The sequence below is a fragment of the Bacteroidota bacterium genome (genome assembly GCA_016715425.1).
GTDB lineage: Bacteria > Bacteroidota > Bacteroidia > Chitinophagales > BACL12 > JADKAC01.
Window position 1 is genome coordinate 426,538 of the sequence record JADKAC010000002.1, and the last position, 13,005, is coordinate 439,542.

Here is a 13,005-nt window from a genome sequence, read left to right on the forward strand (position 1 = left end):
ACGGTGCAATCATTTTCAGCAAACGGCAAATTACTTTTATCAGGTGAATACCTTGTTTTGCAAGGTGCACTTGCATTGGCAACTCCATGCAAGTTTGGGCAAGATTTGAAAATTGAAAAAACAAATACATCCTCATTGATTTGGCAAAGTCTAAAACAAGATGGTAGCATTTGGATACAAGAAGAATTCAGCAAAACAATATTGCTATCCAAAATAAAATCTGAGGATAGTATACTAATGCAAACTCTTAAATATGCACTTTCAGCGAACCCTGATTTTATACAAGAATTGCTGAATAAAAAAGTTACTACTCAATTACAATTTCCATCGGATTGGGGTTTGGGAAGCAGTTCCACATTAATATATCTTATTGCAAAGTGGAGTAATACAAATGCGATTGATATAAATACAAAAGTTACAGGAGGTTCAGGTTATGATATTGCATGTGCTGAATCACATCGCCCTATTTTATTTCGTAAAGATGAAGAAGGTGCAGTTTGGGATATGGTAAATTTTAATCCGCCCGCACAGGAACAATTATTTTTTATTCATCTGAATAAAAAAAGCAACTCGAAAGAAGCAGTGAAAAAATTTATTGCTGAGAAAAAAGAGTTTAAAGAAGAAGTAGAAACCATTTCTGAAATTTCTGAAGCATTATTATTTTGCGATGTGTTTGAAGATTTTATAGTGTTGTTGCAAGAACATGAAGAGGTAATGCAATATGTTTTACAAGAAGAAAAAATGCAGTCAACAATGTTTGCAGATTTTCCGGGAGTGGTAAAATCGTTGGGAGCATGGGGTGGCGATTTTATTTTAGCTGCAGCGAATATTGCGCCGACAGAAATAAGAAGTTATTTTCACAAAAAAGGATTTGATACAATTTTGAGTTATAACGAAATGGTATTGTTCACATGATGCAAGTAACATGGCGTAGCCCATCAAATATCGCTTTAATAAAATACTGGGGAAAGCATGGCAATCAGTTGCCGAATAATGCATCCTTATCACTTACATTGCATGAAGCATATACTCAAACCAGTGTGGAATTATTGCCAAAGAAAAAAGAAACCTCTTTGGAAATAGACTTTAAGTTTGAGGGAAAAAGAAATGCAGCATTTGCAAAAAAAATAAATACTTATCTCAGCAAGCTCGCAAATGATTTTCCGTGGTTAAAGAATTATAAAATAAAAATTATAACTGAAAATTCATTTCCGCATTCAGCAGGTATAGCTTCCAGCGCATCTTCAATGTCGGCACTTGCCTTATGCATTTGTTCGTTGGATTTATTTCAAGAAGAAAGAACTATTCAGGTAAAGAAATTTTATGAGCAAGCCTCGCATTATGCACGCATCGGATCGGGCAGTGCATCTCGCAGTGTAATAGGCGAATTTTCGGTGTGGGGAAACTCGGCACTTGTTAAAAAAGCAAATGATTTATATGCAATAAAACATCCTATAAAATTTCATACAGCGTTTAATGAAATTCAAGATACAATACTCATTGTAAATAACGAAGCAAAAAGTGTTACAAGCAGCGCAGGTCACGCACTGATGCAAGACCATCCTTCTGCCGCTTTGCGATATAATAATGCAGCGTTAAGAATGAAACGTATTTTGCAAGCATTGCAAAAAGGAAATTGGAATGTATTCGGAAAAGTTATTGAAGAAGAAGCATTGGAATTACATGCATTAATGATGACGTCCGATCCTTCATATATTTTAATGCAGCCCGGCACATTAAGTATTATTGAAAAGATCAGAAAATTTAGAGAAAAAACTCAGCTACCTGTGTATTTTACTTTAGATGCCGGACCTAATGTACATGTGTTATATCCATACTATGAAAAAAAAGCAGTGCGCAATTTTATCCAATCTGAACTATTAAAATTCTGTTCAACACCATCACCAATTTATGATTACATGGGCAACGGGCCAATACAGGTTATTGAAGAATAATGCGTAAAAAATATCCTTCTAAAATATTATTATTTGGAGAATATGCTATCCTATTAAAGGGTGAAGCATTGGCTGTTCCCTATCCAAAATTTACTGCATACTGGGTGGAGAAAACAGAATCAGATTCCGCATTTAAACCTTACTTACTACAATATGCAGATTATCTTTTTTCAGAAAATTATTTTCTGGAAATAATTGATGTTACTGCATTTAAAAATGCACTTGAATCCGGATTGGATATTAAATCAAATATTCCGATTGGTTATGGTGCGGGTAGTTCAGGTGCTTTGGTGGCTGCTGTGTACGAGAGGTTTGCAAAAGCTCCAATTGATAAAAATGATTTTCTTGCATTGAAAAATGTATTAGGTCGCATGGAAGATTTTTTTCATAGCAAAAGTTCTGGTTTTGATCCGCTGGTTTGTTATTTAAATAAACCATTACATATACATGCAGATGGTAGTATTCATAGTATTGAGAAAGAAATTCCATTGCTGGAACACATGCAATTATTTAATACTGCAATCAATCGTTTTACAAATCAATTGGTGGAAACTTTTCAGGAACGTATGAAAGATGAAGATTATCGCACTGAAATTTTTGAAACTCTTTTACAACTCAATAGCGATTGTATATCATATTTGTTATCGGATAACAGAAACATGTTTTTTGAAACATTGCGCAAACTATCTGAATTTCAATTGAAGTATTTCAATTTTGCAATTCCACCAATCATACAGGGAATTTGGAAAAATAAACTCACACACGATACTTTAATTATGAAATTATGCGGAGCCGGTGGTGGTGGATTTATGATTGAATTTAAAGAGTAATTATCTCACTTGCATTTCCATATAAATAGGAAAATGGTCGCTGTAACCACCATGATACATTTCGCCGCTATAAGTTCGGTTTGGTAGGTAGCCGTATTTTTTATTGTTATATAATTGAAAATCATTTTTTACAATCTGCGCACTTTTGGTTTGTACATAAGGTTTTGCATTTTGTAATAATACCTCGGAAACAATAAATTGATCGAGCACCTGCCAGCCACCATCATAAAAGTAACTGCCTTCATTTGCCTGTTCTATATCCGTCATCAGATTTACTAAACATTCATCACAATAATTACTTCTCAATTTATTCGTCTGCAATACTTCCGTTATACTTTCATCCGAAGGTGTATCATTAAAATCTCCCATAATGATAATAGCGGGATCTGTAAGTTTTGCATTCAAAGAATCAATAGTATTCTTCAAAGTATTTGCAGCAATAGCTCTTCGCATTTTTGTTTCTACACTTCCTCCAGAACGTGATGGCCAATGATTTACAAAAATGTATATATCCTTTTTTGTTTGCTTCAACTTCACCTGTACAAATAATATATCACGTGTAGCGCCACCATTATTATCCGGCAGCCTTACATAAATAGGTTTTGAATCAATAATTGTGATAATATCCTTTTTATAAAGTAATGCAACATCAATTCCCCGTTCATCGGGTGAGTCGAAATGTACAATTGCATAACCGGCATTTTTAATTGCATTCTGCTTGATAAGATCTTCCAGCACATTTTTATTTTCTACTTCAGCCAATCCTACAATGGATGGCGAACCCATAGAAGCAATTACAAGTGCAAGATGATTTAATTTAGTTTGATAGCGTTCTGTATTCCATTCCTTCTTTGAGTCGGGAGTAAATTCTTCATCAATAGTATTTGGTGAATTAATGGTGTCGAATAAATTTTCGACATTGTAAAACATAACTCCGATAGATTCTTTTTGACCTGCGCAGGAAACGCCGCATAACAACATAATGCAAACAGCAAAAACAGAAATTGTATTTATGCGAATTTTCAAATGTCCAATAATAATTTAATTGGATCAGCACCAAATATTAATTGCTCCGGATTTTCAAGTTGTTCTTTCACTCGCACTAAAAAACTCACTGAATTTTTTCCATCGATAATGCGATGATCATAACTTAATGCGAGATACATCATCGGACGAATTACTACTTGACCATTTATAGCAACAGGACGTTCCTGAATTTTATGCATTCCAAGTATTGCACTTTGCGGTGCATTAATAATTGGTGTACTCATCATAGAACCAAAAACACCACCATTGGTAATTGTAAAAGTACCGCCCTGCATTTCTTCTAAGGTTAGAGTGCCATCTCTGCCTTTTACAGCAAGATCTTTTATTGTCAATTCCACTTCTGCCATACTTTTACTTTCTGCATTGCGAATAACAGGTACCACTAATCCTTTCGGTGTGGAAACAGCTATGGAGATATCACAATATGCATGATGCAATATTTGGTCTTCATTCCAATAGGCATTTACCATTGGAAATTCGAGCAGTGCATTACAACATGCTTTTACAAAAAAGCTCATGAAGCCAAGACCAATTCCATGTTGCTTTTCGAATGCGGATTTATATTTTTCCCGTATAGCCATCACTGCACTCATGTCCGCTTCATTAAATGTAGTAAGAATTGCAGCTTCATTTTTCACACTCACTAATCTGCTTGCAATTGTTTTGCGCAGTCTGCTTACTTTTTCAGTATGCTCATCACGGCTATTGCGTTTCATGGATTGTGCAATTTCTTTCGGATGCATTCCATTATTTAATGCTTGTAACACATCTTCTTTTGTAATTCTTCCACCGATTCCTGTGCCAATAAGATTAGCAATATCTACTTTATTTTCTTTGGCAATTGTTTCTGCAAGAGGTGTAATATGCACAGCAGGTTTCTCCGCAGTTTTCTCAATTGCTTTTTCAATAGTTGCCGGTTTTTTTTCTGGTTGAATTGCTTCTTGTTTGGAAGAAGTTTTTTCCAGTTTCGTAACTTCTTGTTTTTTTGCAGGAGCTTTTGCAGAGGTATCTAAAGTTGCTATCACTGCTCCAATTTTCAATTCACTTCCTTCTTCTGCCTTAATTGTTATTACTCCAGATTTTTCCGCAGGAAATTCTAATGTAGCCTTATCACTATCAAATTCACAAAGGGATTGATCTGTTTCTACATAATCTCCATCTTTCACTAACCATTTGCTCAATGTTACTTCGTTAATAGATTCTCCTATTGTAGGTACTTTCAATTCTATTGCCATGCGTTGTAAATTATATAACCTGAATGATTGTATTTTTAAAATTAAAGAAAAGTATATTATGCAAATGCAGATTTTATAAGTTCTTGTTGTTCTTGTTTATGCACTTTTGAAAATCCGGTTGCAGGGGATGCCGATGGTTTTCGTGCAATAGATTTAATTCCATTACCACACATCCTATTTAAAATATAATACCAGGCACCCATATTTAATGGTTCTTCTTGCACCCAAAATAATTCATCCTGCTTATATTTTTTAAAAACAGTTGTTAATTGATGTTCCGGAAAAGGATACAATTGCTCCAAACGAATAATTGCAATATCCTTAATTTTATTTTTTTGCTGATACTCCAATAAATCATAAAATACTTTTCCGCTACATAATAAAACACGTTTCACTTTTTTTGCATCTACATAATTATCGTCCATCACTTCATGAAATTTCCCTTCGCTTAATTCGCTCACATCACTTTGAACTAAGGGATGACGCAATAAAGATTTAGGACTCATCACAACCAATGGTCTTCTGAAATCCCATTCCATTTGACGACGTAAAACGTGAAAGAAATTTGCAGGTGTAGTGCAATTCACAACTATGATATTAAGCTCTGCGCATGAAGATAAAAATCTTTCGAGACGTGCGCTGCTGTGTTCCGGCCCTTGTCCTTCATAGCCATGTGGTAATAATAAAACAATGCCACTCATACGCTGCCATTTACTAAATGAAGCAGAGATGAATTGATCAATAATTGTTTGAGCCCCATTTGCAAAATCACCAAACTGAGCCTCCCAAACAACTAATGTTTGAGGGTTTGCAAGAGAATAACCAAATTCAAAACCTAACACTGCAAATTCACTCAGCAATGAATTATAGATATAAAATTTACCTTGGTCTTTATCAATATATTCCAAGCGATAAATTTCTTCATCCGTATTTACATCACGTATTGCTGCATGCCGGTGACTGAATGTTCCACGCTTTACATCTTGCCCACTGATGCGTACAGAATTTTTATCAAGCAGCAAAGAACCGTAGGCTGCAAGTTCTGCAATTGCCCAATCCACTTTTCCGGATTTTAATAATTCCTGATTTGATTCAAATAATTTTTTAATCTTAGGTAAGGGTTCAAATCCTTCAGGAAGAAAATAAATATTTTCTAATACTTGTTTCAAATGCTTCTTACCGATTCCAGTTTCAGGAGATGATTCAAAATCCTTCTTTGTAATATCCTTGCGCAATTGCCTCCATGCTTCTTCCGGTGCCTGAAGAATATAAGGCAATGGTTTTTCTTTTACTAAATCCAATCTTGCCTGCAAATCATTCCAGAATTCTTTTTCAATTCTTTCTGCAATAGCAGTATCAAAATCTTCTGACTCTATTAATTTTTTAATATAAATTTCTCTTGGGTTTGGATGGTTGCCAATCAACTTATATAAATGTGGTTGCGTGTATTTAGGATCATCGCCTTCATTGTGTCCATACTTACGATAGCATACCATATCTACAAAAAAATCTTTATGAAATTTCTGGCGATATTCTACTGCTATTTCCACAGCAAATACCACGGCATCCGGATCATCACCATTCACATGAATTACTGGAGCTTCAATGGTAGTGGCAATGGAAGTACAATAATTACTGGAACGTGCATCCACAAAATCTGTAGTAAACCCAATTTGATTATTAATTACAAAATGAATTGTACCCCCGGTGCGATATCCTCTCAGCTTACTCATTTGTAATACTTCATACACTACACCTTGCCCTGCAACAGCTGCATCACCATGAATAGTTACAGGAACAATCTGATCCCAATTTTTTTCATATAACACATCTGCTTTTGCTCTTACAAATCCTTGCATAACAGGATTTACTGCTTCCAGATGAGATGGGTTTGGCGAAAGTTTTAAATGTACTTTTTTACCGCTATCGGTAGTTACCTGACTGGAATATCCAAGATGATATTTCACATCGCCATCACCCATTGTAAGATCAGGAACTACGTTACCTTCAAATTCATTAAAAATATGTTCGTAGGTTTTTCCCATGATGTTTGCAAGCATATTTAAACGACCACGATGCGCCATGCAAAACACAAATTCTTCTACACCTAATTCAGCACCTTTTTGAATGATTGCATCCAGTGCCGGAATGGTAGTTTCACCACCTTCTAAACCAAACCGTTTTTGACCTACATATTTTTTTTCTAAAAACTGTTCTAATACTGTTGTTTGATTTAGCTTGCGCAGAATGCGTTTGCGCTTTTCTGTGGAGAGTTGAATATTTCTTCCTTCCTGTTCAATTTTTTGCAACAGCCATTGTCTTTCTTCAGGATCCAATACATAATCAAATTCATAACCGAGAGTGCCGCAATATATTTTATGAAGCATTGCAATAATCTCTCGCAATGTTGCATGTTCTAAACCGATAAATTTAGAAGCATAAAATTTTTTATCGAGGTCAGATTCTGAAAATCCGAGTTGCTCTAATTTTAATTGTGCATTTCTGTCTTTACGTGGTCGTATAGGATTTGTATCAGCAATCAAATGTCCTTTTTCACGATACGCTAAAATCAGATTATACACTTTAAATTCATCGGCACTTATGCTTTGACCATTGCCATTAGAAGAAAAATTAGCTTGTGCAAAGTCAAATCCTTCAAAAAATTTGGCCCATTCCGGGTCCACCTCAAGTGGATTATTCTGGTAATTCTCATATAATTGTTCCAGGTAACCCGACTCCGCATTGCTGATATAGGAAAATTTATCCATTTCGATTGAATTTCAGAAAATAAAACAGATTTAATTATGGTAAGTTTTTGGACTGCAAATATCGGGAGATTTTCATGGTTATCCTTGTTTTATTGGAGAATAACTGCTTTGCATGATGTAATCATAAATTATAAGTGAATTACTTAATGCAAAATTTCTATTTTCGCTAAACGAACCGTAGATATAATACAACTGTTAGAACGCAATATGCAATTTAAAAATAGCTCGTCCACAGCAATTTTATTTTTTTCCCGCAGTGCAGAAGAGGAAGCACGGGTAAAACATTTTATTGCAGGCGATACCGCTGCATCTCAGCAAGTGGCAAATTGCATGATAAATCATTCCTTAGCAATAATCAGAAAAACAGGATTGCCGTATTATATTATTAATTCCGAATATCAAAAAGGTGAAAATTTTGGTGAACGTTATTCAAATGCATTTGCAGATATTTTTAATTTGGGTTTTCAAAAAATTATTTCAATTGGCAACGATTGTGCATCATTGTCGCATAATGATATTATAAATGCATCTGCACAATTAAATAACTATGATTTTGTAACCGGCCCTGATCAAAAAGGTGGTTTATATTTAATAGCAATGCATCGCAAAGATTTTAATAAAAAACGCTTTGCATTATTGCCATGGGGAACAGGGAATCTTGCTGAAGTAATTACTCGATTTTGCAATCTAAATGGTTTATCATTATTTAAAACGACCATTAAAAGAGATATTCATACAAGAGGAGATTTAGCCTTACTATTAAATTCTCAAACGTTTTTATTCCGCCTAAAACAATTAGCAGGAAATTTACTTAACAGGTATCAAAATGCAATTTTTAAAAATGGCATTCATTTTATTTCTGCATTACTACCCACTTCTATTTCTCTGAAGTCTCCACCTGCATTATAATACTTGCAACTTACTGAATTACCCAACAGCAATTACAATAATTGCTGAAATCATTTTTATACAATCACTTAAATATTAAAACTCCAATTATGGAAAGAGAAAATTATTATCACGCAAAAGACTTAAAAAAATTCGGAAATATCTCAGATTGGGATAAAGAATTAGGAAAAGCATTTTTCGATTATTATGGAAAAGTATTTGAAGAAGGCGCACTCACCCAACGTGAAAAATCATTAATTGCTTTAGCAGTTGCACACGCTATTCAATGTCCGTATTGCATTGATGCTTATACAGTGGATAGTTTAGAAAAAGGTGTTGATGAAGAACAAATGATGGAAGCGGTGCATGTTGCCGCTGCAATCCGAGGAGGCGCATCTTTAGTGCACAGCACACAAATGATGAATCGCTTTAAAGAAGTAACAATGTAGGTAAATGAATTACAGACGTATTAAAATTTTCTTTTTTTATTAAAAATTTCATATCGCATGTCTATACAAAAATCATTGCATAAACAACATCATAAGCTTGCAGATAATGCATATCAATTAAAAGTGCTGGATACACATGAAGTACTTACCATTGATCTCCCAAAATTTGAAAGCAAACTAAAAGAGCATCAGATATTTCCATTGACACCTGTAAGAACAGAAATTTTTCAAGTGAATGTTGGATACATGTGCAATCAAACCTGTGCGCATTGCCATGTAGATGCAGGTCCTGATCGCAAGGAAATTATGACACGAGAAACAATGCAGCAATGTATAGATGTGTTGGCTGCAACGGATATTCCCACAGTTGATTTAACTGGTGGTGCTCCAGAAATGAATCCTGATTTCAGATGGTTTGTTGAAGAAATTTCTAAGCTTAACAGGAAAATTTTAGTGCGATGTAATCTCACAATTATTCTTGCAAATAAAAAATATCATGATCTGCCGGAATTTTTTAAACTGCACAAAGTTGAAGTGATTTCATCCTTACCTTATTACAATAAATCAAGAACGGATAGCCAACGTGGTGATGGTGTTTTTGAAGCGAGTATTCAGGCATTACAAATGTTGAATAACATAGGTTATGGCAAACCGGATTCTGATTTAATATTAAACTTAGTGTATAATCCGGGCGGTGCATTTTTACCCGGTTCACAATTAATGTTAGAACAACAATTTAAAAAAGAGCTGAAGAAAAATTTTGATATAGAGTTTAATAGTTTGTTTTGTATGACCAATTTGCCTATTAGTAGATATTTAGATTATCTGATTGAATCGGGCAACTATGAATCTTATATGGAAAAATTAGTGAATGCATTTAATCCCGGTGCTGCATTAAATGTAATGTGTCGCAATACAATTTCTGTTGGTTGGGAAGGAACAATTTACGATTGTGATTTTAATCAAATGTTAGGTCTTAAAGTAGATGCAAATGCTCCTCAGCACATTAATGAATTTGATATTGAAAAGTTAAAGAATCGTCAAATCGTTTTTAATCAACATTGTTATGGATGCACTGCAGGTGCAGGTTCCAGTTGTGGAGGAGCCGTTGCATGACACATAAGAATGCATTGATTATTATGATAAAAAATCCGGTGAAAGGGAAAGTAAAAACCCGTTTAACTAAAGACATCGGAGAGGAACAAGCATTGTTTGTTTACAATAAATTATTGCAGCATACTTGTAAAGTTGCTTCAGAGATTCAGGTTGATCGTTTTGTTTTTTACAGTGATATAATTGATAGAAAGGATCAGTTTATTAATGATGGATTTAAAAAATATGTGCAGTGTGATGGCGATTTAGGTGTGCGCATGGAATACGCATTTTCAATTCCATTTAAAAATGAATATCATAAAGTTGTAATGATAGGTGCAGATTGTTATGATCTCACATCATTACAAATTCAAAATGCGTTTGATGCATTAGACAACAATGATTTTGTAATCGGGCCTGCAAAAGATGGTGGCTATTATCTGATCGGTATGAAAAAATGGAACCGTTGGATTTTTAGAGACAAACCATGGAGTACAGAAAAACTTTTAGCAGAAACAAGAAATGCTATTCAGGAAAATAACGGAAAGCTATTTTTGTTAGATCCTCTCACCGATATTGATACAATTACTGAATTAAATAACTACCCGGAACTAACAAAACCTACCTCATAATTATATATGGAAATTCTTCTAATTATTAGTGCACTATTTCTCGCATATTCAAATGGTGCAAATGATAATTTCAAAGGAGTTTCCACATTGTTTGGAAGTGGTACAAGTAATTTTATTATTTCAATTGGCTGGGGCACTATCAGTACTTTACTCGGAAGCATATTTGCAATTTATTTAGCACATGGTCTTATGCAGAATTTTTCTGGCAAGGGATTAATTCCTGATGAATCGTTAAAGGACCCCGCTATTGCCACTGCCGTAGCTCTTGGTGCAGCAGTAACTGTTTTCTTTGCAACAAAAATTGGTCTTCCAATTTCAACAACTCATGCCATAGTTGGTGCTTTGGTAGGTGCAGGTTTTATGGCCGTTGGCAACGCATTAAATTTAAGTCAACTTACATATACTTTTTTACTTCCGCTATTAGTAAGTCCTTTTATTGCTTGTTTTGCGAGTATATTTCTCTATTTATTATTTCGCCGATTGCGTTTGTTTTTGAAGATTGATAAAGACACACATTTTATTGCCAATCCACCAATAAAAAATGTAAATCAATTTATGGCTCCTGGAGTTTCTGTTCAACAAATTGAAGTAGAAAAATACACCGGCGATATAGTCGGTATTTCTGCACAAAAATTATTAGATGCATTTCATTTTATTTCAGCAGGTGCTGTAGGTTTTGCCCGAGGCATGAATGATGCACCAAAAATTGCAGGTTTACTATTGCTAATTCATTTTTTTAGTGTACCATTAATTATTGTACTCGTTGCTGTTGCTATGGCAATTGGAGGTTTATTACATGCAAAGAAAGTAGCTATTACTATGAGTAAGAAAATTACAAGTATGAATGCTGGTCAGGGCTTTACATCAAACTTAGTTACAGCAGTTTTAGTTTGGACAGCAAGTATTAGTGGGATGCCTGTTTCAACAACTCATGTATCTGTAGGTGGAATTTTTGGAATAGGCATATCAAATAAAAAAGTGGATTATAAAATGGTTGGTAAGATAATAGGTTCATGGGTAATTACATTACCATTAGCCGCAATTCTTTCTGCTATAATTTATTTATGCATTCAATTTATCTTTTAATCAATTTAAAATACTTTTATTTAAATACATTCAAAATGTCAACAACATATTTAGAAACCACAAGAAATGTTTACAAAGAAGCAGCCGAAAATCCACAGAAAGGATTGTGTTGCACAACAACACCAGTATGGCAATTGCCGGAATTAGTGATTCCTCAAAAAATGCTCGAAATGAATTATGGATGTGGCAGCACGGTAAATCCAAGAGATTTAATAAATAATCCAACAATCATGTATGTAGGTGTTGGAGGCGGAATGGAGTTACTACAATTTGCTTATTTCAATCGCAAAAATGGTGGCGTGATAGGAATAGATGTAGTAGAAGAAATGCTTTCTGTTTGCGATGAAAATTTAATTGAAGCAGAAAAACTCAATCCATGGTTTAAACGTGAATTTGTTGAATTGCGAAAAGGAGATGCATTTAAATTACCCGTTGTAGAAAATTCAATAGATATCGCAGCACAAAATTGTTTGTTCAATATTTTTACTGATATGGATTTAAATAAAGCGTTGGGAGAAATGTACCGAGTATTAAAAAAACATGGCAGATTAGTAATGAGTGATCCAATCTGTGAGCAGTCAATACCAAATAATTTGCGTGACGATGAAAAACTAAGGGCCTTATGTTTAAGTGGTTCTTTGCCATTGAATGAATATATTAATCGAATCACATCTATTGGATTTGGAACAATTGAAGTGCGAGCTAAAAGACCTTATCGCATTCTTGATCCTGGCCATTATAATACACCTGAATTAATTTATATTGAGAGTGCAGAAATTTGCGCTATAAAAGATCCAATGCTAAATGACGGCCCCTGTGTTTTTACAGGTAAAACAGCAATTTATTTTGGTGATGCAGATTATTTTGACGACAAGAAAGGACACATCTTAATGCCAAATCAACCATTATCTATTTGTGATAAAACTGCCTTGCAATTTCAAACTTTGGATCGAAAAGATATTTTCATTTCAGAATCTACATGGTTCTATGACGGTGGTGGTGGTTGTTAATATTTACCAATTT

General features: G+C 34.3%; 12 protein-coding genes. 9 read left to right on the plus strand and 3 right to left on the minus strand.

Translation table 11 applies throughout. From position 1 onward, the window contains the following. Nucleotides 1–3 precede the first annotated feature (3 nt). Genes IPN31_03705 through IPN31_03715 form a run of 3 tightly spaced genes read left to right on the plus strand, consistent with a single transcriptional unit; the run spans nucleotide 4 to nucleotide 2,785 of the window. Nucleotides 4–915, plus strand: coding sequence for a GHMP kinase (locus IPN31_03705; GenBank protein MBK8681007.1), 912 nt, complete (start codon nucleotides 4–6; stop codon nucleotides 913–915). Next, nucleotides 912–1,955, plus strand: a complete 1,044-nt coding sequence (gene mvaD, locus IPN31_03710) for a diphosphomevalonate decarboxylase (GenBank protein ID MBK8681008.1) — start codon at nucleotides 912–914, stop codon at nucleotides 1,953–1,955. Before IPN31_03705 ends, mvaD begins: the two co-directional genes overlap by 4 nt. Continuing rightward, the gene (locus IPN31_03715; GenBank protein ID MBK8681009.1) at nucleotides 1,955–2,785 is read left to right on the plus strand and encodes a hypothetical protein; all 831 of its coding nucleotides are present in this window, start codon (nucleotides 1,955–1,957) and stop codon (nucleotides 2,783–2,785) included. The genes mvaD and IPN31_03715 overlap by 1 nt, the downstream gene beginning before the upstream one ends. Here IPN31_03715 and IPN31_03720 read toward each other — a convergent pair whose 3' ends face one another. Genes IPN31_03720 through IPN31_03730 form a run of 3 tightly spaced genes read right to left on the minus strand, consistent with a single transcriptional unit; the run spans nucleotide 2,786 to nucleotide 7,835 of the window. Then, nucleotides 2,786–3,811 (minus strand): hypothetical protein, encoded by a 1,026-nt coding sequence (locus IPN31_03720; protein ID MBK8681010.1) that lies wholly within the window; start codon nucleotides 3,809–3,811, stop codon nucleotides 2,786–2,788. Then, a complete protein-coding gene (gene odhB, locus IPN31_03725; protein ID MBK8681011.1) occupies nucleotides 3,808–5,067 on the minus strand; it encodes a 2-oxoglutarate dehydrogenase complex dihydrolipoyllysine-residue succinyltransferase in 1,260 nt (419 codons plus the stop codon). Before odhB ends, IPN31_03720 begins: the two co-directional genes overlap by 4 nt. Before the next feature lie 56 nt (nucleotides 5,068–5,123). Beyond that, nucleotides 5,124–7,835, minus strand: a complete 2,712-nt coding sequence (locus tag IPN31_03730; GenBank protein ID MBK8681012.1) for a 2-oxoglutarate dehydrogenase E1 component — start codon at nucleotides 7,833–7,835, stop codon at nucleotides 5,124–5,126. Between the two features lie 207 nt (nucleotides 7,836–8,042). Here IPN31_03730 and IPN31_03735 point away from each other — a divergent pair, with 207 nt between their 5' ends. The 6 genes from IPN31_03735 to arsM all read left to right on the plus strand — a co-directional run bounded on the left by IPN31_03735 (nucleotide 8,043) and on the right by arsM (nucleotide 12,992). Further along, complete coding sequence (locus tag IPN31_03735) at nucleotides 8,043–8,744, plus strand: DUF2064 domain-containing protein (GenBank protein ID MBK8681013.1); 702 nt, start codon at nucleotides 8,043–8,045, stop codon at nucleotides 8,742–8,744. 89 nt (nucleotides 8,745–8,833) lie between these two features. Next, entirely contained in the window at nucleotides 8,834–9,172 is a 339-nt protein-coding gene (locus IPN31_03740) for a carboxymuconolactone decarboxylase family protein (protein MBK8681014.1), read from the plus strand. Between the two features lie 57 nt (nucleotides 9,173–9,229). Beyond that, a complete protein-coding gene (gene arsS, locus IPN31_03745) occupies nucleotides 9,230–10,288 on the plus strand; it encodes an arsenosugar biosynthesis radical SAM protein ArsS (GenBank protein MBK8681015.1) in 1,059 nt (352 codons plus the stop codon). After that, nucleotides 10,285–10,896 (plus strand): TIGR04282 family arsenosugar biosynthesis glycosyltransferase, encoded by a 612-nt coding sequence (locus IPN31_03750; protein MBK8681016.1) that lies wholly within the window; start codon nucleotides 10,285–10,287, stop codon nucleotides 10,894–10,896. Before arsS ends, IPN31_03750 begins: the two co-directional genes overlap by 4 nt. Nucleotides 10,897–10,902: 6 nt before the next feature. After that, complete coding sequence (locus IPN31_03755; protein ID MBK8681017.1) at nucleotides 10,903–11,982, plus strand: anion permease; 1,080 nt, start codon at nucleotides 10,903–10,905, stop codon at nucleotides 11,980–11,982. A 35-nt stretch (nucleotides 11,983–12,017) separates the two neighbouring features. Then, the gene (gene arsM / locus IPN31_03760) at nucleotides 12,018–12,992 is read left to right on the plus strand and encodes an arsenosugar biosynthesis arsenite methyltransferase ArsM (GenBank protein ID MBK8681018.1); all 975 of its coding nucleotides are present in this window, start codon (nucleotides 12,018–12,020) and stop codon (nucleotides 12,990–12,992) included. The last annotated feature ends 13 nt before the right edge of the window (nucleotides 12,993–13,005 follow it).